Here is a 22,276-nt window from a genome sequence, read left to right on the forward strand (position 1 = left end):
GATGACCCTGTAGGAGCGCGCGATGCGCGCGACATCTTCTCGCGGCGCCTTTCATGCTGGCGCGCCAGCTGCCGGGTTATCGCAAAAAGATGTCGCGCGCATCGCGCGCTCCTACAGATGCATGTCGCGCATGTCATGCATGCCGTGCTTGTCGTGTGACGCGAGATCGACGTGGCTCAACTATCGCGCTCGCGCTCGTCAACGGCGTCGGCTTCGAACAGCTGCTGCAGGTCGTGCAGGGCTTCCTTCGAGGACTGGATGAGGGCCGCGTCGTCGTCGTAGACGAGGTACTGCGCGCGCAGCACCTGCTCGTCGTGCTTGCGGAAACGGGCGATGCGGCTGTCGACGACCTCCGCCGGCATGTCCAGCGACTGGAGCACGTGGCGTGTCATTTCCAGGCTGGAGTAGAACGTCTCGCGCACGGGTTCTTCGATGCCGATATCCATCAGACGGAAGGCATGCTGGCGGTTACGCGCACGGGCGATGATCTTCAGGTGCGGGTACTGTCGCCTGACCAGCCGGGCGGTGCGGATGTTCGCCTCGGGATCGTCGGTGGCGATGACGAACACCTCGGCCTTGTCGGCCTGCGCCGCCCGCAGCATTTCCGGACGCGCGGGGTCACCGAAGAACAGCGACGTGCCACCGAACCGCCGCGAGGTATCCACCTGCTCCACCGAGCTTTCCAGGGCGACGAACGGGATGTCCTGTGCGCGCAGCATGCGCGCGACGATCTGGCCCATGCGGCCGAAGCCCGCGATGATGACCCGCGGCGTATCGGACTCGATGGTGTCGAAGGCGCGGTCGGGCGTATGCACACGCTCGTGGACCAGCCGGGAGGCTGCCAGCACCAGCAGCGGTGTCAGCGCCATGGACAGCGAGATGGCCATGACCATCAACCCGCGCTGGCTATCGTCGATCAGGCGGTTCTGCTGGGCGAGGTTGAGGATGACGAACGCGAACTCGCCGCCGCTGGCCAGCACGGCGGCAAGCCGCACGGAATCCGCGGTGGTCAGTGCACCGATCAGCCGGCCCAGCGGCACGATCAGCATCGCCTTGACGGCCAGCAGCAAGGCCACCATGCCCAGCACCAGGAGCGGCTTGGCCACCAGCAGCGCGAGGTCGACCGACATGCCCACGCTGACGAAGAACAGCCCCAGCAGCAGCCCCTTGAACGGCTCGATGTTGGATTCCAGTTCGTGCCGGTATTCCGAATCTGCCAGCAGCAGGCCGGCCAGGAAGGCACCGAGCGTGACCGAGATGCCGGCCAGTTCCATCAGCCATGCCGTGCCCATGACCACGAGCAGGGCCGTTGCCGTGAACACCTCGGTGCTCTTGGCGCGGGCGACGAAGCGGAACACGTGGCGCAACAGCAGGCGGCCGCCCAGGATCACCCCGAAGATGGTGCCGACCACGCGCAGCACGCTGGCCATGTCCGGTCCGTGCGCATCGTGGGCCACGGCGCTACCCAGCAGGGGCACCGCGGCGATCAGCGGAATGGCGGCCAGGTCCTGGAACAGCAAGATGGCGAAGGCCTGGCGACCGTACGCCGAACCGGCCTCCTTGCGCTCGGCCAGGATCTGCAGGCCGAAGGCCGTGGAGGAAAGAGCCAGACTTCCGCCGACGATGACGCCGGCTTTCCAGGTGAGGCCGAACAGGAAATAGCCGATGGCGCCGAGCGCCAGCGCGCAGGTGATGACCTGCAGGCTGCCGCTGCCGAACACCGCGCGTCGCATCACCCACAGGCGCGACGGCGACAGTTCCAGCCCGATGACGAACAGCATCAGCACGACGCCGAAATCGGAGATCGTCGCGACGCCCTCGGTGTCGTTTACCAGCCCGAGGACCGAAGGCCCGATGACCACCCCCGCCAGCAGGTAGCCGAGCACGGCGCCCAGGCGGAAGCGCTTCGTGAGGGGCACGGCCACGACCGTCGCCAGCAGGAAGACGACGGCCGTCTCGAGAAAGTGATGTCCATCCATCCTGCGACTCCCGGAAGATCGTTCCGGATTATGTCACGCGAGCGGGCAGGCCCTGCACGATCGGCTGGCGGTGCGACGCCTCAGCCCTTCAGCCAGCGCGCCACGTCCACCGCGAAATACGTCAGGATCGCGTCCGCGCCTGCACGCTTCATCGCCAGCAGGGATTCCATGACCACGGCCTTTTCGTCCAGCCAGCCGTTCTGCGCGGCGGCCTTGATCATCGCGTACTCGCCGCTGACCTGGTAGACGAAGGTGGGCGCGCCGAAGGTGTCCTTGACCCGGCGGACGATATCCAGGTAAGGCAGGCCGGGCTTCACCATCACCGCGTCCGCACCCTCGGCGAGGTCGAGTTCCACCTCGCGCAGGGCCTCGTCGCTGTTGCCGACGTCCATCTGGTAGGTGTGCTTGTTGCCCTTGCCCAGGTTGCCCGACGAACCCACGGCGTCGCGGAACGGGCCGTAAAAGCTGGATGCGTACTTCGCCGAATACGCCAGGATGCGCGTGTGGATATGGCCGGCCTCTTCCAGGGCGTCGCGGATGGCACCGATGCGCCCGTCCATCATGTCGGACGGTGCGATGAAATCCATGCCGGCTTCCGCCTGCGCCAGCGACATCCGGATCAGCGCCTGCACCGTGGCGTCGTTCATCACATAGCCGTCGGCGTCGATCAGGCCATCCTGGCCATGCGTGGTGTAGGGGTCCAGGGCCACGTCGCCGATCAGCCCCAGTTCGGGAAAACGTTCCTTGAGGGCGCGCGTCGCACGCTGGAACAACGCCTGCGCATTCCAGGCCTCCGCGGCGTCTTCGCTCTTCACCTCGTTGCCCACCGACGGAAACAGGGCCAGTGCCGGGATACCCAGCGCCACGCATTCCTCGCCGAGCTTCAACAGCTGGTCGATCGAGAGACGTTCCACGCCCGGCATGGAGGCGACCGGCTGTCGTACACCTTCGCCATCGACGACGAAGGCGACCATGATGAGGTCGGATACGGTGAGCACCGTCTCGCGCATGAGGGCCCGGGAGAAGGCATCGCGGCGCATGCGGCGCATGCGGACGGCGGGAAAAGTCATGGAGGGTGGCCTGTGGGTGGGCAAGACCACCATTTTACGCCTCGGCCGCGATCGCGGTGGCGGCACGGGGTCGCAGGCCTCAGGCCACCTCGATACCGCCCGCCGCGCCGCGGACCAGCGCGATGCCGTAGACCTCCGAGAGCAGTGCCGGATCCAGTGTCACCCCTGGCGAACCCTGCCGCAGCAGGCGACCGCCGGCCATCAACGCGACCTCGTCGGCGTAGCGGGCGGCCAGTGCCAGGTCGTGCAGCACGGCGACCACGCCGAAGCCTTGTGTCGCAAGGGCGCGGGCCCGGCGCAGGATGAAGTGCTGATGGGCGATGTCGAGGCCGGCCTCGGGCTCGTCCAGGAGCAACCACGCGCCGTGGCTGGCCCCTTCCCACACCTGAGCGAGCACGCGGGCCAGCTGCACGCGTTGCCGCTCGCCGCCGGACAACACCGTGTAACGGCGCCCACGCAGCGCCCAGGCATGGGCCGCGTGCAGCGCCGCGGTGACGATGCCGGCATCGCGCTCCCGGTCGGTCGGATGGGGGCCGCGGCCCAGCGCCACCACTTCCTCCGCGAGGAACCCGAAGTCGAGGTCCACGCGCTGCGAAAGCATGGCGCGTCGCCGGGCCAGGTCGCGCGGGTGCCATGTCGGCAGCGCGCGGTCGTCAAGCGTCGCGATGCCTGTCGTCGCGTGCGTCAGGCCGGCAAGCACCTTCAGCAGGCTGCTCTTGCCCGCGCCATTGGGGCCGATCAACACCAGCAGCCGTCCCGGCGCCGCGGCCAGCGACACGTCGTGCAGGATGGGCCGGCCCTGGCGAACCAGGTCGACATGGTGGGTGGCCAGCCACCCGGGCATCGTCCTCATCGCCCGCCGCCATGGCCGCGACCGCGCAGCAGCAGCCACAGGAAGAAGGGCCCGCCCACGAGCGCGGTGAGCACGCCGATCGGCAGTTCGCCGGGCGCGACGACCGTGCGCGCCAGCGCATCGGCCGCCACCAGCAGCGTGGCACCACCCACCGCGGAGGCCGGCAGGAGGAAGCGATGGTCGGGGCCGAAGCCCATGCGCAGCAGGTGCGGGACGATCAGGCCGACGAAACCGATCACGCCGGTAAAGGCCACCGAGGCACCGACGGCCAGCGCGACCAGCCCGACGAGGAAGGGCTGCAGGCGCTCGGGACGGTAGCCGAGCAGCGTCGCTTCGTTCTCGCCCAGCAACAGGGCGTTGAGCCCCGCCGCGGCGGCGGGCAGGCACAGCAGCGGAAGCAGTATCCACGGGGCCACCGTGGCCAGCCGCGACCAGCTCGCGCCACCCAGGCTGCCGAGCGACCAGAAGGTCAGGTCACGCAGCTGGTTTTCGTCGGCCAGGTAGGTCAGCAGGCCGACCCCGGCCATGGCGATGGCGTTCACCGCGACGCCGGCGAGCAGGAGATGGCTTACGCCGCCACGATGGCGGCCCAGCATGTAGACGAAGGAGGTCGCGCCGAGGCCACCCACGAACGCCGCAGCGGCGACCCGCCACGAGCCGGACTGGCCGCCGAGCACGATCGCGCCGACGGCGCCGAGGGCCGCGCCGGCGGACACCCCGATCAGGCCGGGATCGGCCAGCGGGTTGCGGAACAGGCCCTGCATCGTCGCCCCGCCGCTGGCCAGCGCCGAGCCGACCAGGATCGCAAGCGCTATCCTCGGCAGACGCAGGCCGAGCACCACGGTGTCATCGCCGCGTGCCGGGGCGCCGTCCGCCGCGCGCAGCAGGGATGCAAGCACCTCGCGCGGCGGGATGTCGATGGCACCATGGCACAGGCTCCACAGCGCCACCGCGACCAGCAGCAGCACGAGCGCCGGTAGCGCGAGGCGTCGCCACGCGATGGCCGGCACCAGGGTCGCCACGGTGCTCATGGTGCGAGGGAAGCCAGGCGCCGCTGCAGCGCGAGGGCCTCGCCGGCGGTGCGCGGGCCGAAACCGAGCAGCGCCTGGCCCGGCACGAAGTACACCCGCCGGGCCTTGCCAGCCGGCGTATCGGCGACACCCGGCAGGGCCAATACCCCCGCGATGCCACCCACCGCCGCTTCGCGCTCCTGCATGAGCACGATGACGTCGGGCGCCATGGCCACTAGTGCTTCGGGCGACACCGCCTTGTAGCCGTCGATGCCCGTGGCAACGTTGCGTGCGCCTGCCAGGACCAGCGCACGGTCCGCGGCCGTCTCCGCGCCGGCCGCCATGGGGCTGCCCTGCCCCGTCGACATGAGGAACACCGCGCGGGGATGTTGGGGCATCGCATCCACTGCCGCCGAGAGTGTGGCGAACGTGCGCGTGACACTGCGCGCCAGTGCCTCCGCTTCCGCCGCGTGGCCGGTGAGCGCACCCACGCCGCGGATTTTCGCGACGATGTCCTCCGGCGTGCGTGATGCCGGCAACGAGGCGATGCGCACACCCGCCTCGCGCAGCTGCGCCATGGCCGTGGGTGGGCCGGCATCGTGGGTCGCCACGATCAGGTCGGGGCGCAACGCGAGCACACCTTCGGCGCTCAGCTGCCGCACGTAGCCCACCTGCGGCAGTAACGTGGCCGCCACGGGCCAGGTGCTGGTGCTGTCCACCGCGACCAGGTTGCCCTCGGCGTGGATGGCGTAGAGGGTCTCGGTGACGTCGCCGCCCAGGGCGACGATGCGCGACGCGGCATTCGCTGCGAGGGACACGCACGAGAGCAGGACGGCGAGCGCGAGTTGACGGACACAGGTCTTCATGCCGCCGCTCCGGCCGTCGCCAGCAATGCCCGCCAGTCGTCACGCTCCGGCACGCCCGGTTTGCGTCGGCCGAACACCTGCACGATCTGCGTACCGTCCTCCGCATACAGCTCGAGCGACGTGACCGTGCCTTCGGGTACCGGCTTGCGCACGATCCAGCTATCGGCGATGGCGTCGGCGCGAAGGTGCAGATTGAAGTCGTCGTCCAGCACGTTCAGCCATGGGCCGGCCATGGCCACTTTCCGCACGGGCCCGGTGTGGATCTGCACCACGCCCGGCGAGCCGACGAAGACCATCAGCGGCTCGCCACCGGCGGCCGCGCCTTCGAGCACCCGACGCAACGCGCCATCGTCCACACGGGTGGCGAACTCCGCCCCCACCAGCCGCAACGCCTGCGCACGCGTCACCCGGTGTTTTCTGAGCAAGGCGAAGAAATCGTGCGGATCGCGCAGTGCGCGCCACCCGTCGCGCAGCGCGTCGACGGCAACCTCCTCGTCCGCTTGCTGTAAGGGCAGCGGGTCGGCCACCGCCGCGCAATCGATCAGCGGTGACTGCACCGCCGCCGTGTAGCGATGCACCAATGAGCGCCAGGCCGGGCGATCGCTCTGGTCGGTGAGGTACACCTTGTGCACCGCCTTGCCGTCGCCGTCGAAGAACTGCAGGCTTTCCAGCGTGCGTCCGCGCGTCGACTCACGAACCGCGAATCCGTAACGCCAGTGGGTGAGGAACAGGCGGAGGTCGATATCCTCCGCGAGCACGATGCCCATGGTGCCGCCGATATCGATGTTCTCGTAACAGCCTTTCTTTTCATGTACGCAGTACGCGTTGCGGGTGAGTGCCATCACGCGCCCCAGGGAGGGGAGCTCGCGGATCAGGGCCGGCAATTCCCCCTCCAGGCGCGTGACGCCGTCGCCGACACGGCTGGCGACGAGCTCGCCCTCGCTTACGCCCAGGCGATGCGCCGCATCGAGGGCACGCAGACCGGGTTCGGCATCGCGTAGCCGTCGCCAGCCGTCGACCAGCGTGGGAATGTCCAGGCGTAATGCCGGCGGCACGGGAATCTGCTGCATGGTCGCGTCCTCAGAAGGTGTAACGGGCCGATACCGAGACGGCACGCCCCGGCATGGTCAGGCGTTCGATCTGTGCGTTGCGCAGCTGGGCGTCGTCCACGCCGCCGCCGGTGGCCACGTTGGTCAGCACGCCGCCGTGCAACGATCCCCAGTCCCAGTACCTGCGATCGGCCAGGTTGGTGACGCCGGCCATCAGTTCCAGCGCAGCGATGGGTTTCCAGTGCGCGTAGAGGTCGATCGTCGCGTAGCCCGGCGCGCGATACGTGTCGGCGGCGTCCAGACGCGACTTGCGACGCACGCCCTTGCCGATCAACTCGGCGCCCCATGTCGACGCGTCGTAGGACACGCCGACGACGGCGGACAGGGGATCGACGCTGTTCAGGGGCGACGTGCCGCTGGCACCGTAGACCTGCTTGTCGCCGCGGGCGGCGGACAAACTGCCCTGGATGCGCCAGCCACGCAGCGCGTCGCTCAACGCGCCAAGCATCAGGCCACCGGAGGCTTCGGCCCCCTTGATGGTGGCCCGGGGAAAGTTCACCGCCTGCATGACGATCAGCAGGTTCTGGTTGAGTGCCCATTGCGGCCACTGGCTGCGATCCAGCGTGTATCCGCCATAGATGAAATTGCGATAGCGGTTGTAGTACGTGCTGGCCGAGAAATAGCCCAACTCGCCATTGCCGCGCACGCCGATCTCGACGCCCTTGCTGGTCTCGGGCTTCAACGTCGGATTGGGGACGATGCCGTAGAGACGTGGCGTGCCCCATGCCACCGCCATTTCGCTGTAAAGCGGTGGGCGGAAACCCTGCGCGTAGTTCGCGTAGAGCTCGACGTTCTCCGCGACCGCATAGGTGGCGCCGAGCTTCGGCGAGAACCGGCTCTTCGTGACGTTGCCGAGCCCGTTCTGGACGAACGCGCCGTCGTAGTAAGGATCGTTCCGATCGGGCCTGAAGGCATAACGGTCCCAGCGAACCCCCGGGGTGACATGCATCCGACCGTCGAACAGCGAGACATCGTCCTGCGCGAAGACCGCATAGCGATCGGTATCGTTGCGCGGGAAGAAGCGCAGCGGGTAGTTCTCCGGCATGTAGGGCGAACGACTCGACACGACACCGGTAGCCACGTTTCTACCCTGACCGTTCAGCTCGCCCGACGGCGTGGTACGCGAGGCCTCGACGCCGTAGGCGATGCGCTGTTCGACGTCGCCGCCATCAAGCGAACGGAAAAGCGTGAGCTTGCCGCCCCACAACCTTTCGCTAAGATCGCTCAGGTAGAGGCGATCGTAGGTCGCGGTGCGTGAGGGCACATTGGCCAGGGTACGCGTGCTCGATTCGGTGTCCGACTTCTGCCACCACACATCCCACTCGACACGATCGGCGATGCCCAGGTCCATGCCGGCGTACCGTTGTCCCACCGAGACACGGGTGCGCGTGGCACGGTCGGCGGCGACGTCCGCCAGGAGCCGCGTGGTACCGGCCTGGCCGAGCGCGCTGAGCACGTCGGTATCGACGCGGTTACGGTACATGTCGACCGTGACGCGGTCCTCGCGTCCGGACGCGCCAACATGCACGTACTTGCCCAACACGCTGGTGGTGTTCTGCGTCAACGGATCGGGGCGCGTGCGCAAGTAGTTGGCCGTGTCGACATCGCCGGTGTTGCCGAGCTGGTTCGCTTCGCGATGATCGGCGACGAAGACGATGCCGTTCCTCGGCGTGCCGCCCGCCAGCGTCAGTGAGGTTCCCAGCGAACGATCGGCGCTGCCGTAGCGCTCCTTCACCGAGACGTAGACATCCTTGCCATCGCGCAAGTAGTCGGCGGGGTCCTTGGTGGTGTACCGCACGGTGCCGCCGAGGGCGTCCGAAGGGTCCAGGGCGGATGCAGGGCCCCGGACGATCTCGACACTCTTCAGCGTGTCCGGATCGACGAAGCTGCGTCCGGCACGCATGCCGGTGGTCGAGAAACCGAAGGCACTGGACGCCGACACGCCGTCGGTCAGGATGGCGACGCGGTTTCCATCCAGGCCGCGGATGTTGAAACTGTCCAGACCCCAACGGCCCGCCGTACCCACGGCCGAGACGCCGGGTTCGTACTTCACCAGGTCGCGGATATCGACGACGAGGTGGCGATCCATGGCCTGGCGATCGATGACCGACACGGTGGCCGGCACATCGAAGCGGAACGCCGAGCCGATCGCGGTCACGGTGATGCGCGGCAGCTCGTCGGTGGTCGTGGCGGCCACCGCGTCGGCGGCGTCGCGACCATCGGCGTGGGCAAGGGGCGAACAGGAGAGTGCCGCGCCGATCAGCGCGGCGAGGGCATGCTTTGGTAACACGTGCAGGGTCCTTCGCAAGGTCGTGCCGCTGGGGCACGGTTCGGGAGCTTGCGAAGGAGGCGTCCTGCCTCCGGCTGGCGCCGGTCAAGGGGAGCCGCACCCGGAGGTGCGATGCTGCGCCATGTTAATGCGAATGCTTCGCATTAACAACCACCCGACCGGCTGCCTGTGGATCAGGCGTCGATACGATTCGTGGTCTGCGGATCGAAGAAGTGCACCCGCTCACGGTGGAAACCGAGGGCCACCTCGCTGTCCGGCCGGACCGTGGAGTGCGGCGGCACGCGGGATACGAGCTCATCCCCGCCATGGCGCATGTTGAGGAACACTTCGTTGCCGACAGGCTCGACCACGTCGACATGGGCTCGCAGCCGAGCTTCGACACCGGGATGATCGTCGACAGTAAGCAGGTCTTCCGGGCGGATACCGACGATGAGCGGCTTGTCCAGATAGGCGGCCAGCGCATCGCTTTCCGCACCGAGCGCCAGCGTGCCTTCCTTCATCACCAGGCGCAGTCCGTCTTCGCGGCGCAGCGTGCCGTGGAACAGATTCATCGCCGGGCTGCCGAGGAAACCCGCGACGAACAGGTTCACCGGCTTGTTGTAGAGATTCATCGGCGTATCCAGCTGCTGGATGACGCCGCCGTTGAGCACCACGATGCGCTGGCCGAGCGTCATCGCCTCGATCTGGTCGTGCGTGACGTACACCATCGTGGCGCCCACGCGGCGATGGATGCGCGCGATCTCGACACGGGTGGAAAGGCGAAGCTTGGCATCGAGATTGGACAGCGGCTCGTCGAGCAGGAAGACCGACGGGTCGCGCACCATCGCGCGGCCCAGCGCCACGCGTTGCCGCTGCCCGCCGGAGAGGGCCGCGGGACGATGATCCAGGCGCTCGTCCAGCCCCAGCATGTCGGAGGCACCCGCGACGCGGCGATCGATCTCCGCCTTGTCCACGCCGCGCAGGCGCAGGCCGAAGCCGAGGTTCTCGCGCACCGTCATGTGCGGATAAAGCGCGTAGTTCTGGAACACCATGGCGATGTCGCGGTCTTTCGGCGGCACATCGTTGACCACGCGGTCGCCGATGCTCAACGTGCCGCCGGAGATCGACTCCAACCCGGCGATCATGCGCAACAACGTGGTCTTGCCGCACCCCGAAGGCCCGACCAGTACCAGCAACTCGCCGTCGGCGATGTCGAAGCTCGCCTCCTTCAGGGCCACATGCCCGTTCGGATAAACCTTGCGCACCTTGTCGAGGCGGACTGCTGCCATCACGTACTCTCCCGTTGACCCGCGTCCGGGGGGCAGATGCCCCGCCATGGACCCGGGCGATGCGGTATTCTGCCCGCGTAAACGTTTACGTCAAAGTGTCGGTCGCGAGCCACCGTTTTTGAATGCCCCACGCATGTCAACGGGGCGTGGAGCAAACCGTCACTGGACGCCAGCGCCCGCGCGAGGCAACCTTGCGGACTTCCGTGATCTGACAGGTCTGAAAAAACATGCCCAACGTGAGCGCCGCGGCGCCTACCCTGCTGGCCGATCTCGGCGGCACCAATGTGCGCTTCGGCATCGCGCATCCGGAAGCGGATCAACCACTTATCCAGGAAAGTATCCGGCGTTACCACGTCAAGGACTACGCCTCCCTGGGTGATGCCGCCAAGCAGTATTTCAAGGAAACCGGCCACGAGGCGCAGCGCGCCATCATTGCCGCGGCCGGCCGCATCGACAACGGCGAGACGGTCAAGGTCACCAATAACCCGTGGGCGATCTCGGCGAAAAACCTCGCGGCCGAGCTCGATCTGGAATGGGTGCACCTGGTCAACGATTTTGCCGCGCAGTCCATGGCCGTCATGCTGATGAGCTCCGCGAAGGATGCCAGCGGCCACCAGGACCTGGTGGAGGTGGGTACCGTCCCGGTGCCGAAGATCGGTGCCAAGGACGAGCAGACCTTCGTGGTGGTGGGCCCGGGCACCGGCCTGGGCGTGGGCGGCCTGCTCATTCGTGGCGAGAAGGTCAGCGTGCTGCAGACCGAAGGCGGCCACGCCGGCTTCGCCGCGCACAGCGCCGAGGACATCGAGATCCTCAAGGTGCTGAATCTGCGTTACGGCCGCGTCTCCAACGAGCGCCTGATCTGCGGGCAGGGCCTGGTGAACCTCTACGAGGCGATCTGCGAGATCTCCGGCCAGAAGCCGCGCGCGGACATCACGCCCGAAGAAATCACCAAGCTGGCCACGGACAAGAGCTGCGCCATGTGCGATCGCGCCGTGGAGACCTTCGCCGGCATCTTCGGCAGCGTGGCGGGCGACCTCGTGCTGACCCTGGGCGCCTGGGACGGCGTGTACCTCACCGGTGGCATGACCCCGATCCTCCTGCCGTGGATCCAGAAGGGCAAGTTCCGCGAGCGCTTCGAGGCGAAGGGTCGCTTCCGCGACACGATGGAACAGGTGCCGACGCAGGCGATCATGAACCCTGAGCCGGGCCTCATCGGTGGCGCGGCGCTGGCCATCGTGGAAGCCGGCGGCACCCCGCTGCGCCGCTGACGCCGGCGCAACGTCCGGAAGGCGTCATGCCGCGCGCAGCTGGAGACCCAGCGCGCGCATGACGCGCATGACCGTCGCGAATTCCGGATTGCCCTCCGCCGAGAGGGCGCGATACAGCCCCTCGCGCGACATGCCCGCAGCGCGTGAAACGCGGCTCATGCCACGCGCCCGGGCGATATCGCCCAGCGCGGCACGAATGAGGCTGCCATCACCCGGATCGTCGTCCAGGCTGGCGTTGAGATAAGCCATGTGATCCGCCTCGGTGACGAGGCGCTCGACCGGATCCCAGCGAGTGAATTTCTCTTGCATGCTTGCTTGTCCCATGAGCCGGCAAGTGCCGTGGCCTTCCTGATGTCACGTTGCTGCGAAGTCTTGTCTCCACCGCAGAGCAGGACGATCAGCACGCCCGAACGCTGGATGAAATAGACCCGGTAGCCCGGACCGTGATCGATGCGTGTCTCGCGGACGCCCTCGCCCACATGCTTGACGTCATCGAGATAGCCGAGCGAGAGCCTGCGGAGCCGGACATCGATGCGCGTGACGGCTGACCGATCGCGGAGCGACGACAACCAGCGGCGGAACGTTTCACTTTCGGCAATCTCGTACATGCCGCGCACCGTAACTCATAAGTTACGACATGTGACCTATGGATTACAAGTATCGGGACGATCGGTTACGCAGGAAAAAGCTGATCCGCCGAAACAGTCTTTCCGATCAGAGGGGAGGCGCCAGCAGGGCGTCCAGGTCGCTCTCGTCGAAACTCAGCCGCTCCCGGCTGCCGCCGCCTTCGAGGACGGCATCGGCCAGGTCCGCCTTGCGCGCCTTCAGTTCCTCGATGCGCTCCTCGACCGTGCCCGCGGTAATCAGGCGGTAGACGAACACCGGTTTGTCCTGACCGATGCGGTGCGCGCGATCGCTGGCCTGCGCTTCGGCGGCGGGGTTCCACCAGGGGTCGTAGTGGATGACGGTGTCGGCGCTGGTGAGGTTCAGGCCCACGCCGCCCGCCTTCAACGAAAGCAGGAACAGCGGTACGTCGCCTTCCTGGAAGCGCTGCACGGGCTCCGCGCGGTCGCGCGTTTCGCCGGTGAGCGTGACGTAGCTGATACGACGCCGATCGAGCTCGGCCGCGATGAGCTTCAGCATCTCGGTGAACTGGCTGAACAACAACACCCGCCGCCCCTCGGCCAGCAACGCGGGCAACATGTCCATCAGCAGTTCGAACTTGGCCGAGTCGCGCACGCCGCGCGCGGCCTCGAGCTTCACCAGGCGCGGATCGCAGCAGACCTGACGCAGTTTCAGCAAGGCGTCGAGCACCACGATGCCGCTGTGCGCGATGCCACGCTGCGCGATCACCTCGCGCAGTTCCTCCGCCAGTGAAAGGCGGAGGCTTTCATAAAGGTCGCGCTGGCGGGATTCCATCACCACGCGGCGGGTGATCTCGGTCTTGGCAGGCAGTTCGGAAGCCACCTGCGCCTTGGTGCGGCGCAGGATGAATGGCGCGATGCGCCGGTTCAGCCGGTCCTGGCACTCGATGTCCTGGTGCTTCTCGATCGGTGCGCGATAGTGGCGGCGGAACGCGCCCTCGTCACCGAGCAATCCGGGGACGGCGAGGTCCACCTGCGACCACAGTTCGCCGAGGTGGTTCTCCAGTGGCGTGCCGGTGAGGCAAAGGCAGCGTGGCACGTTCATGGCGAGCAGCGCCCGGCGTGCCTGCGTGCGGGGGTTCTTCACCTGTTGCGCTTCGTCCAGCACCACCAGCGAGAACGCCTGTTTCTTCAGCGTTTCCACATCGCGTGGCAGCAGCGCGTACGTGGTCAGGATGACATCGCGCTCGCCGATATGGGCGAAGGTTTCGGCGCGCTGCGGGCCATGCAGCGCAAGCACGCGCAGGCCAGGAGCGAAACGCGCCAGTTCGGACGACCAGTTGGGCACGAGGCTGGTCGGCACCACGACCAGGGCCGGCGATTCCAGGTTGCCGCTTTCCTTCAGGGCCAGCAGGTGGGTGATGAGCTGCAGCGTCTTGCCAAGCCCCATGTCATCGGCGAGCACGCCGCCCGTGCCGGCTTCGGCCAGCGCGTTCATCCAGCGCAGGCCATCGCGCTGGTAGCCGCGCAGTTCGGCACGCAGGCCTTCGGGCACGGCATCGCTGGCGCGCTCCGCCGCCTCGCGCAGGCGCTTGGTGAAACCACGCAGGCGCTCGGGCGCCTCGAACGAACCGCCGCTGGGCAGCGCCTGTACCAGTTCTTCCAGGCGGCCGGCCTGCACGCGCGGCAGGTGCAGTTGCTGACGCGGCTTTTCGAGGTATTCCGCCAGCGGCGCCAGCAGGCCGCGCAGCTCCTTGAGGCGCACCGGCACGCGGCGACGCTCGTCCACCGGCGCATACCAGACGGAATCCTCGGCCTCGCCCGGGGTCGGGCTAAGGCTGAGCTGGTGTTCCGCCAGCGCGTGGGCCACGGCGGGCAGCAGGTTGACCCGCTTGCCTTCCACCTCGATACCGATTTCCAGGTCGAAGGCGCGGTCGGCGTCGTCCTCGTGGGCCTGGCCGTACCAGTGCACCGGCCCTTCCAGCACCTCGAAGGGGAAGCTGCGGTCGTATTCCAGTACGAAGCCGTCAGCTTCGAGTCGCGGTCGCAACGCGAGCCAGCGCGCGGGCGTGTTCACTTCCAGCGCACCGGCATAGCCCTTGCCGGGAAACAGCCAGGCATCGTCGGGCAGTGTATCGGCCATGTCCCAGGGCAGGCCTTCGGTATCGACGGCCGGATTGAGGCCCGCACCTTCCAGGGTTTCCATGGAAGCCAGTTCTTCCGCCCGGCGCCGCGCAATCTCCAGCAAGGCACCGTTACGCACGCGGCGCACCAGTGGCTCGCCGCCCCGGCCCGGAAGCCGCTCGCCGGCGTAGTCGAAGGCGAGCCGGCCATACGCCAGCGGGGGCGTGCCGGCGGCGAGCCGGGCGTGCCGGGTCAACGCGTGCAGCACGAGCACGGGCCGTGGCGACACTTCGGCACGGCGCATGTCGCCGAAGACCTGCGGTGCGGGAAGGCGCGATCCCATGCGCGTACCCGCCACACCGGCCATGAAAGCGGCCGTGCTTTCGGGCGGCAGGGGCGGCAGGTCCAGCCAGGTATCTTCGTCGGCCGAACCCTCCAGCGGCCCCACTTCCGCATGCTCGGCGTCGAGGAACCACAGCGAGCCGACGCGGAACAGCCGCTGGCTGGCGGGAAGTGCCGGCTGGAGTTTCTGGCTGCCGTCCTTCTCCAGGTTCCAGCGCCAGCTGAGTGCATGTGGCTGGCCACGCGACAGCTTCAGCCCCGCCACGCCGCCGAAAAAGCATGGCGCGCCATCGAGCACCTCGGATAACAGCTGGTCACCCAGTGCACCGGCGAAGCGCGCGTAGCTGCGGCTCTTGCGCAGGGTTTGCGGCAGACCGAGCACTGTCGAGGCCAGGCGTTTCTCGGCCACGGTGAGCGCGGCCTCCGGAAGATGGCGGCTGTCCAGCGGTGTGGGCCGCGAATAGCGCCCTTCCTCGCCGAGCGTCAGCAGCACCGGCGCGACATCAAGGCGGGCGGCCGGTTCGTGGTCGTCGTTGACGCCCTCGAGGAAGAAGCCGAGAACGATACGACCGGCCGATGGCTCGGGGGCCGCCGGCTCGACGAGCGCGCGCTGCCATGCCACGGGTAACCCGTCGGCCATGGCGTGACGCCTGCGCTTGTCGTCCGGTTGATGCATCCGTATGCGAGCCTTTCGGCGCGACCAAAACAGGAAGCTTAGCAAAGGCGGCACGGCGTGCCCGTAGGACTTTTTACCCCGCGGACCGTCCCGGTTCAGCCAGCCGGGAGTTGCCTCACGCGGCCGGTGCGCGGTGCGGGAAGAGGTCGACGGGGTATTCGGCCTTCTGCTCACGGCCCATCAGGGTGCGCAACCCCTGCTCGGGCGTGACCTCGCCGTGGAGCACGGAGCGCACGGCGGCGGAGATCGGCAGGTCCAGGCCATGGAACCCCGCGAGGCGGGCGACCTCGTCGGCCGTGACCACGCTTTCCACGACCTGGCCGATCTGGCGTATCGCCTCGGCCAGGGGAATGCCCCGGCCCAGCGCGAGGCCGAGACGGCGGTTGCGCGACAGATCACCTGTGCAGGTCAGTACCAGGTCGCCCAGGCCTGCAAGGCCCATCAGGGTTTCGGCCCGTGCGCCCAAGGCGACGCCGAGGCGAAGCATTTCGTTCATGCCGCGGGTGATCAGGCCCGCGCGGGCGTTGAGCCCCAGTTCCATGCCGTCGGCGACGCCCGTGGCCACGGCCAGCACGTTTTTCATCGCGCCACCGAGCTCCGCGCCCAGGATGTCGTTACCGGTGTAGGCCCGGAAATTGGGCGCGTGCAGCAGTACGGCCAGTTCCTTGCCGAAAGCGTCGTCCGTCGCATGCACGGTCACGGCGCTGGGCAGGCCAGCGGTGACCTCGCGCGCGAAGGACGGCCCCGTGACCACGGCGGCGGGGCGCCCGGGCAGTTTCTCGCCGACCAGTTCGTGCAGGAAACGACCGGTGCCGGTTTCGAAGCCCTTGGTGGCCCACGAGATACGCACGCCCGGCTCCAGCATCGGCACGATCTGGTCGAGCAGCGCGGCGAATGCGTGACTGGGCACCACCAGCAGCACGATGTCCGCCCCGCGCAGGACGCTGGCCAGATCGGCGTCGTAGGTGAGCTCCGGCGGCAGATCCAGGTCGGGCAGGTAACGCACGTTGCGCCGCGAGGCGGCCATCGCCGCCAGCACGTCGGCATCGCGCCCCCACAACCGGGTGGGGACGTCGTTGCGTGCCAGCAGCGCGGCCAACGCCGTGCCCCAGGAACCGGCACCGAGGACGGCGACGGTGGGTCGGGAAGCGGCGTTCATCGCTCAGCTGTTGAGCGGATGAGCACCGGCGCCTTCGACCTGCTGGCGCTGCTGTTCGGCGTACAGGGCGTCGAAGTTGATCGGCTGCAGGAGGAACGGCGGGAAGCCGCCTTCCTGGATCATGGCCGAGACCATCTGGCGCGCGTAGGGGAACAGCAGGTTCGGGCAATAGGAGCCCAGGATGCCGTCACGGTCTTCCGCGGTGAAGCCACCGATACCGAAGATACCGGCCTGATGGACTTCGGCCAGGTACGCGGTGCGCTCGCCCAGGTTGCAGGTGAGCGTGAGGCTGAGCACCACTTCGAACAGGTCGTTGCCCAGGTCGACGGCCTTGTGGCCGAGGTTGAGCTGCACCTGCGGCTGGGTTTCCGTCTCGCCCATTTCCTGGAACACCTGCGGCGCGTTGGGCGCTTCGAAGGAGGCATCCTTGACGTAGATCTTTTGCAGCATGAGCTGCGGCTGGCCGGCCTGGCCGTTGACGGTGATGTCTGCCATTGCTTGAATCCTCGAAGGCGTCGTATGGGCGGGATACGTGCCGCTGGCACGAAAGCCGGGATTGTTTCACACAACCCGGCGCGCCGCACAGTCCGGCTTGCGTGGCGGGGTGGGATTCTGAGAGAATGCCCGGCTTCCCTATGCCGACCCGATACGTCGGGCACGTCCGTCATGTGATGCGGGCCTTGTCGAACGGGATGCTCCACCCCCTCCAGCCATCACATGGCGTCCCGCAACACGGGCCGTGGCTGGGCCGTCGCCACCCTGGCCAAAGGGCGGTCCAACGAATCTAAAGGAGGTCATCATGGCCCGTAGATGCCAAGTCACCAACAAGGGCGTGCAGAGCGGCAACAATGTCTCGCATGCAAACAACAAGACCCGCCGCCGCTGGCTGCCGAACCTGCACGAGCGCCGCTTCTGGGTTGCGAGCGAGAACCGCTGGGTGAAGCTTCGCGTTTCCAACCACGCGCTGCGCACCATCGACAAGAACGGCATCGAAGCCGTGCTGGCCGACCTCCGTTCCCGCGGCGAAAAGATCTAAGGAGATCAACCATGGCAAGCAAGCGCGATAAGCACCGCCTGATTTCCACCGCGGGCACTGGTCACTTCTACACGACCACGAAGAACAAGAAGAACACCCCCGAAAAGATGGTGTTCATGAAGTACGATCCTGTCGTCCGCAAGCATGTGGAATACAAGGAAGGCAAGATCAAGTAAAAAAAAGCCGCCGAAAGGCGGCTTTTTTTTACCCGCGCGGATCGCGCGGATGTAGGAGCGCACGTTGTGCGCGAACCCTCAACGCCGCCACTGGCGACTGAAGCCGTGCAAAAACATCGAATCGGATGTCACGGCTACGAAGCGGCGATACAAACAAAAAAAAGGCCCGCCTATGGCGGGCCTTTTCGTTCTACGGCACAGGTGAGCTTACGCGCCGATCGCCGAATAGCCCTTGAGGCGCTGGGCGAACTGCTGGAGCGAGCGAATGCCGCTTTCCTCGGCCTCGGCAATCCACTGTTGCAGGGACTTCAGCGCCTTCTCGGCGCCGCGCTCTTCCATCAGGGCGACCAGACGGGCGCGGAACTCGCACACGGTGGCCAGGGCCGGGCGATTTTCGAGCGCCGCATGCATGCGCTCGCGCGCATCGTGGTCGAGCCAGCGCCCACCATCGGCCAGTGCCCGACGCACGCGACGCGGCACGGCCTTCAGGCTGTCGCCGGCCTGGGTCATTTCCTCGCGCATGGTCGGCAGGATGACGTTGCGGTAGTAGTCGGTGGTGGCCTGGAAGCGCAGCGCCAGCACACCCTTGAGCGTCTCCGAATCCGGCAGGTGCACGTTCGGACGGATGTTCAGGGTGGGTGCCACGCGCAGCACCTTGGCGAGGCGGAAGAAACGCAGGCTGCAGATCACCGCCCAGCCGATGTCGAACTCCCACTTGCGCAGGGCGAACTTGGCCGAGCTGGGGAACGCGTGGTGGTTGTTGTGCAGTTCTTCACCGCCGATCCAGAAGCCCCACGGCGAGATGTTGGTCGCGGTGTCGGAGCTTTCGAAGTTTCGATAACCCCACCAGTGGCCGATGCCGTTGACGAAACCGGCAGCCCAGAACGGAATCCAGGCCATCTGCACGGCCCAGATGGCCATGCCGATCACGCCGAACAGCGCCACGTCGATGAAGGCCATCAGGACCGGGCCCCAGTAGGGGTGCGCACCGAACAGCTTGCGCTCGAACCAGTCATCCGGGGTGCCGCGGCCGTACTTCTCCATGTCGGCCTTGTTGTAGCTGGCCTCGCGATAGAGCGATACGCCGTCGAGGAACACCTTTTTGATGCCGAAGACCTGCGGGCTGTGCGGATCTTCCTCGGTCTCGACCTTGGCGTGGTGCTTGCGATGAATGGCGACCCATTCCTTCACCACCATGCCCGTGGTGAGCCAGCCCCAGAAACGGAAGAAGCCGTTGAGGGTCCAATGGAAATCCACGCCGCGGTGCGTAGCGCTGCGGTGGTAATACAGCGTCACCGTGAAGATGGTGAGCTGGGTGACCACGAGGACATAGATGGCTATCTCGCCCCAGCTGGCGCGAGTGAGGCCGTTGGCCAGGAAATCGAGCAGGGTGTCGAACATCAGGTCGGTACCGCGCGGGGAGTGAAGGTGTCGTACAGGTGCCAGTCTAGCGAGCCAATCCCATACCCACCAGCCTGGAAAATGGCCAGATGTGAAGCCGGCTGTTGTGATTTCCGGACTCCATTGCGCACAATCGCGGGATGACAGATCCCTTACGCGTTCAGCATGGTCAATCCGTTGCGGCATTTTGCGCGCACGATGCCCGTCGTTACGCGTCATTCGCGCCCCTGGCGCCGTGACCATGTCGCTTTTGCTGAACGTGGAACGGATCTCCCGCCGCCGGGTGGGACGGCTGGCAGTGGACGACGTGTCGTTCAGCCTGAACCGTGGTGAAGTCCTCGGCCTGCTAGGGGTGAACGGGGCCGGCAAGTCGACCACCCTCGCCATGCTCGCGGGCGCCCTCCGACCGGACAGTGGCCGGATCGAGGTCGACGGCGAGGACGTCGTCGCGCGGCCCTCCCTGGCCCGGAAAAAGCTCGGCTGGCTGCCCGAGGGTGCGCCGCTGTGGCCCGAGCTGTCCGTGGATGAACACCTGCTGGCGTTTTCGCGACTTCGGGGTGCTACCGCCAGGGACGCCAGGCAAGCCACCGATGCCATCGTCGCCCGGCTGCAGCTGGGCGACCTCCGGCGGCGTCTTGCCGGCGTGTTGTCGCAGGGCCAGCGCCAGCGCCTCGGGCTCGCGTGCGCCCTGGTCCACCAGCCCGTGCTCGTGATCCTGGACGAACCGGCCAACGCGCTGGACCCGATCCAGGTGGGCGAACTGCGTGGGCTGATCCGCGAACGCGCCGCGGCGGGCGCCGCCGTCATCCTCTCCACCCACGTGCTGGGGGAAGTGATGGCCGTCTGCGACCGGGTGGCGATCCTCCACGAGGGGCGGCTCCGGCACGACGCTCCCCTGCATGACGCCGACGGCCGTGGCGATGTCGAAGCCGTGTTTTTCGGTATCGCCACGGGAGGCCACGCGTGACCGTCGCCGCTGTCGCTCGCCTGGAATGGCGCCGCCTCCTCGTTCGTCCGTTGGCCTGGGCGCTTGCCGCACTCACCATCGCCTGGCTGGCCTGGACGTTCGTACTCGGCCTGGGCCAGTTCCTCGGCGCCCAGGTGAAGCTGGCCGGCAGCGCCGACGCGCCGGGATTCACCGACCTGGTCGCCATCCCGCTGCTGGCGGAACTGGCCAAACTCGCCTTCCTCGTGGTGCCGCTGATGACCATGACGCAGCTGGCCGGGGAGCGCCGCGCAGGCACTCTGGCCCTGCTGGCATCGACCGGCCTGTCGCCGACACGCATCGTGCTGGGCAAGTACCTCGCGGTGCTGGGCTGGCTCGCCCTTTGGCTGGCGGCCACGGTGGCCATGCCCTTGTGCGTGGGCGCCGCCTCCACTGCGGACTGGGGCAAGCTCGCCGCGGCCACGCTGGGCACGAGTCTGTTCCTAGCGACACTGGCGGCCATCGGCCTTGCCTGCTCGGCCGCCACGGCGTTCCCCGCGATCGCGGCGGCGATGTCGCTCATCGTCACGCTGGCCCTCTGGACCATCGACCGCGGCGCGCAGGCAGCCGGCGTAAGCGGGGGCTTCCTCGAATGGCTGGCCATGGCGACCCACCTGCAGCACCTGATCCGCGGACTGGTCATGTCGTCCGACCTGGCCTGGTTCGCGCTGGCGATCGCCCTGTCGCTGACACTCGCCATCCGCCGCCTCGGCGCCGACCGGGAGCGCCAGTGATGCGCCGCCTCGATCGCTGGCTGGTGCTGCTGGGCCTGCTGGTGGCGACCGGCTGCCTCGGTTTCCTCAGCTCGCGTCATGTGTGGACGGCGGACTGGACACGCGGTGGCCGCGCCAGCCTGGCACCGGAAAGCGTGGCCGTGCTGGACGCGCTCCACGGCCCCGTCGAGGTCATCGGCTACCTCTCGCCGACCGGCCCGCTGCGCGAGCAGATCGCCGCCGTGCTGGAGCGCTACACGCGCCAGAAGAAGGATCTGCACCTGTCCTTCGTCGATCCCGACCTCGACCCGGCGGCATCACGCCAGTTGGGCATCGCCGGCGACGGCGCGTTGCTGGTGCGCTACCAGGGCCGCGAACAACGCGTGGAAAGCCCGATCAACGAGCGCAACCTGTCCAACGCGCTGGAACGCCTGGCACGCGGTGGCGAGCGGGTGGTCGCCTTCGTCACCGGCGATGGCGAGCGACAGGCCGACGGCCATGCCAATGCCGACCTGGGCACCTTCATGGGCCAGATCGAACGCCGCGGCATCCGCGCGGTGCCGCTCAACTTCAGCCAGACACGCGGCGTTCCCGAGCACACCGACCTGGTCGTGCTCGCCAGCCCCGGCGCGCCCTTGCCGGCGGCGAGCGTCGCCGCACTGGTGGACTACCTGCGCGACGGCGGCAACCTGTTGTGGCTGACCGAGCCGGGCAACGACGACCTGGGCACCGGTCCGCTCGCCGAGGCGCTCGGCGTGCGGGTGCTGCCCGGCGTGCTGGTGGATGGCCAGGGCAGCACCCTGAATGTCGCCGACCCTCGCCTGGTCGTCGCGGGGGACTACCCCTTCCACGCCATCACCCGGGGATTCCACGAAAGCACCTTGTTTCCGCAGGTATCGGCACTGGCGCAGGTGTCCGATCACGACTGGGCCGTGGTGCCGTTCCTGCGCTCGGGCGAGCGTAGCTGGACCGCGTTCGGCGGCATCGACAACGCGCATGCCTCCACCGTGGCGTTCCATCCCGAGGCCGGCGAGCTGAAGGGTCCGCTGGATTTCGGCTTCGCGCTCAACCGCCTGTCGCCGCGCCCCGATCGCAACGAACAGCGCGCCGTCGTGATCGGCGATGGCGACTTCCTTTCCAACACGTATATCGGCAACGGCGGCAACCGGGCCCTGGGCGAGCGCGTGCTCGACTGGCTGCTCGGCGACGACGTGCTGGTAAACCTGCCGGCGCGTGGCGCGCCCGACCGCATCATCGCGTTGTCGCAGGACGGGCTCAATGCGCTCACCTTCGGCTTCCTCGTCGCCCTGCCCCTCCTGCTGCTGGGCATCGGCGTGGGCATCGCGTGGCGACGCCGGAGACGCTGA

19 protein-coding genes and 1 pseudogene are annotated in these 22,276 nt (G+C 67.6%); 6 read left to right on the forward strand and 14 right to left on the reverse strand.

The window, feature by feature from the left end:
* Positions 1 to 176 precede the first annotated feature (176 nt).
* The 8 genes from ACVKN3_RS05425 to ACVKN3_RS05460 form a co-directional block, all read right to left on the reverse strand.
* Complete coding sequence (locus ACVKN3_RS05425; RefSeq protein ID WP_285404195.1) at positions 177 to 1,979, reverse strand: monovalent cation:proton antiporter-2 (CPA2) family protein; 1,803 nt, start codon at positions 1,977 to 1,979, stop codon at positions 177 to 179.
* Between the two features lie 80 nt (positions 1,980 to 2,059).
* A complete protein-coding gene (hemB, locus tag ACVKN3_RS05430; protein WP_285404197.1) occupies positions 2,060 to 3,049 on the reverse strand; it encodes a porphobilinogen synthase in 990 nt (329 codons plus the stop codon).
* 79 nt (positions 3,050 to 3,128) lie between these two features.
* Entirely contained in the window at positions 3,129 to 3,902 is a 774-nt protein-coding gene (locus ACVKN3_RS05435; protein WP_354513688.1) for a heme ABC transporter ATP-binding protein, read from the reverse strand.
* Positions 3,899 to 4,933, reverse strand: coding sequence for a FecCD family ABC transporter permease (locus tag ACVKN3_RS05440; protein WP_354513686.1), 1,035 nt, complete (start codon positions 4,931 to 4,933; stop codon positions 3,899 to 3,901). Before ACVKN3_RS05440 ends, ACVKN3_RS05435 begins: the two co-directional genes overlap by 4 nt.
* Positions 4,930 to 5,778: a heme/hemin ABC transporter substrate-binding protein gene (locus tag ACVKN3_RS05445; RefSeq protein ID WP_354513684.1), complete on the reverse strand. Its 849-nt coding sequence runs from the start codon at positions 5,776 to 5,778 to the stop codon at positions 4,930 to 4,932. Before ACVKN3_RS05445 ends, ACVKN3_RS05440 begins: the two co-directional genes overlap by 4 nt.
* Positions 5,775 to 6,848, reverse strand: a complete 1,074-nt coding sequence (locus ACVKN3_RS05450; RefSeq protein WP_354513682.1) for a hemin-degrading factor — start codon at positions 6,846 to 6,848, stop codon at positions 5,775 to 5,777. Before ACVKN3_RS05450 ends, ACVKN3_RS05445 begins: the two co-directional genes overlap by 4 nt.
* A gap of 10 nt (positions 6,849 to 6,858) precedes the next feature.
* On the reverse strand, positions 6,859 to 9,177 hold the full coding sequence (locus tag ACVKN3_RS05455) for a TonB-dependent hemoglobin/transferrin/lactoferrin family receptor (protein WP_354513680.1): 2,319 nt from the start codon (positions 9,175 to 9,177) through the stop codon (positions 6,859 to 6,861).
* A gap of 173 nt (positions 9,178 to 9,350) precedes the next feature.
* A complete protein-coding gene (locus tag ACVKN3_RS05460; protein WP_285404208.1) occupies positions 9,351 to 10,445 on the reverse strand; it encodes an ABC transporter ATP-binding protein in 1,095 nt (364 codons plus the stop codon).
* A gap of 227 nt (positions 10,446 to 10,672) precedes the next feature.
* On the opposite strand from ACVKN3_RS05460, the gene glk reads away from it, so the two are divergent.
* Positions 10,673 to 11,713: a glucokinase gene (glk, locus tag ACVKN3_RS05465; protein ID WP_285404209.1), complete on the forward strand. Its 1,041-nt coding sequence runs from the start codon at positions 10,673 to 10,675 to the stop codon at positions 11,711 to 11,713.
* Between the two features lie 24 nt (positions 11,714 to 11,737).
* On the opposite strand, the gene ACVKN3_RS05470 is transcribed toward glk, so the two are convergent.
* The 5 genes and pseudogenes from ACVKN3_RS05470 to secB all read right to left on the reverse strand — a co-directional run bounded on the left by ACVKN3_RS05470 (position 11,738) and on the right by secB (position 17,093).
* Complete coding sequence (locus ACVKN3_RS05470) at positions 11,738 to 12,022, reverse strand: addiction module antidote protein (RefSeq protein ID WP_354513677.1); 285 nt, start codon at positions 12,020 to 12,022, stop codon at positions 11,738 to 11,740.
* Between the two features lie 23 nt (positions 12,023 to 12,045).
* Positions 12,046 to 12,321, reverse strand: a pseudogene (locus ACVKN3_RS05475) (type II toxin-antitoxin system RelE/ParE family toxin); the annotation flags it as partial.
* Positions 12,322 to 12,427: 106 nt separating this feature from the next.
* The gene (locus ACVKN3_RS05480; RefSeq protein ID WP_456991336.1) at positions 12,428 to 15,439 is read right to left on the reverse strand and encodes a DEAD/DEAH box helicase; all 3,012 of its coding nucleotides are present in this window, start codon (positions 15,437 to 15,439) and stop codon (positions 12,428 to 12,430) included.
* 115 nt (positions 15,440 to 15,554) lie between these two features.
* Complete coding sequence (locus tag ACVKN3_RS05485) at positions 15,555 to 16,598, reverse strand: NAD(P)H-dependent glycerol-3-phosphate dehydrogenase (protein WP_285404217.1); 1,044 nt, start codon at positions 16,596 to 16,598, stop codon at positions 15,555 to 15,557.
* A gap of 3 nt (positions 16,599 to 16,601) precedes the next feature.
* Positions 16,602 to 17,093 carry a protein-export chaperone SecB gene (secB, locus tag ACVKN3_RS05490; protein ID WP_036138212.1) on the reverse strand — a complete coding sequence of 164 codons (492 nt, stop codon included), beginning with the start codon at positions 17,091 to 17,093 and terminating at the stop codon, positions 16,602 to 16,604.
* 304 nt (positions 17,094 to 17,397) lie between these two features.
* Here secB and rpmB point away from each other — a divergent pair, with 304 nt between their 5' ends.
* Both rpmB and rpmG read left to right on the forward strand, forming a co-directional pair.
* The gene (gene rpmB / locus ACVKN3_RS05495; protein ID WP_036109731.1) at positions 17,398 to 17,634 is read left to right on the forward strand and encodes a 50S ribosomal protein L28; all 237 of its coding nucleotides are present in this window, start codon (positions 17,398 to 17,400) and stop codon (positions 17,632 to 17,634) included.
* A gap of 11 nt (positions 17,635 to 17,645) precedes the next feature.
* Positions 17,646 to 17,810, forward strand: a complete 165-nt coding sequence (gene rpmG / locus ACVKN3_RS05500) for a 50S ribosomal protein L33 (RefSeq protein ID WP_036109728.1) — start codon at positions 17,646 to 17,648, stop codon at positions 17,808 to 17,810.
* Positions 17,811 to 18,017: 207 nt separating this feature from the next.
* Here rpmG and ACVKN3_RS05505 read toward each other — a convergent pair whose 3' ends face one another.
* Positions 18,018 to 19,211, reverse strand: a complete 1,194-nt coding sequence (locus ACVKN3_RS05505; RefSeq protein WP_285404222.1) for a DesA family fatty acid desaturase — start codon at positions 19,209 to 19,211, stop codon at positions 18,018 to 18,020.
* A gap of 241 nt (positions 19,212 to 19,452) precedes the next feature.
* Between ACVKN3_RS05505 and ACVKN3_RS05510 the strand changes: the two genes are divergently transcribed.
* From ACVKN3_RS05510 to ACVKN3_RS05520, 3 genes are read left to right on the forward strand one after another with little or no spacing between them, the layout of a single operon-like run.
* Positions 19,453 to 20,178 (forward strand): ABC transporter ATP-binding protein, encoded by a 726-nt coding sequence (locus ACVKN3_RS05510; protein ID WP_354513672.1) that lies wholly within the window; start codon positions 19,453 to 19,455, stop codon positions 20,176 to 20,178.
* Positions 20,175 to 20,930: an ABC transporter permease gene (locus ACVKN3_RS05515; protein ID WP_354513670.1), complete on the forward strand. Its 756-nt coding sequence runs from the start codon at positions 20,175 to 20,177 to the stop codon at positions 20,928 to 20,930. The genes ACVKN3_RS05510 and ACVKN3_RS05515 overlap by 4 nt, the downstream gene beginning before the upstream one ends.
* Positions 20,930 to 22,276, forward strand: coding sequence for a GldG family protein (locus ACVKN3_RS05520; protein ID WP_354513668.1), 1,347 nt, complete (start codon positions 20,930 to 20,932; stop codon positions 22,274 to 22,276). Before ACVKN3_RS05515 ends, ACVKN3_RS05520 begins: the two co-directional genes overlap by 1 nt.

The organism is Luteibacter sp. PvP120 (genome assembly GCF_054055715.1).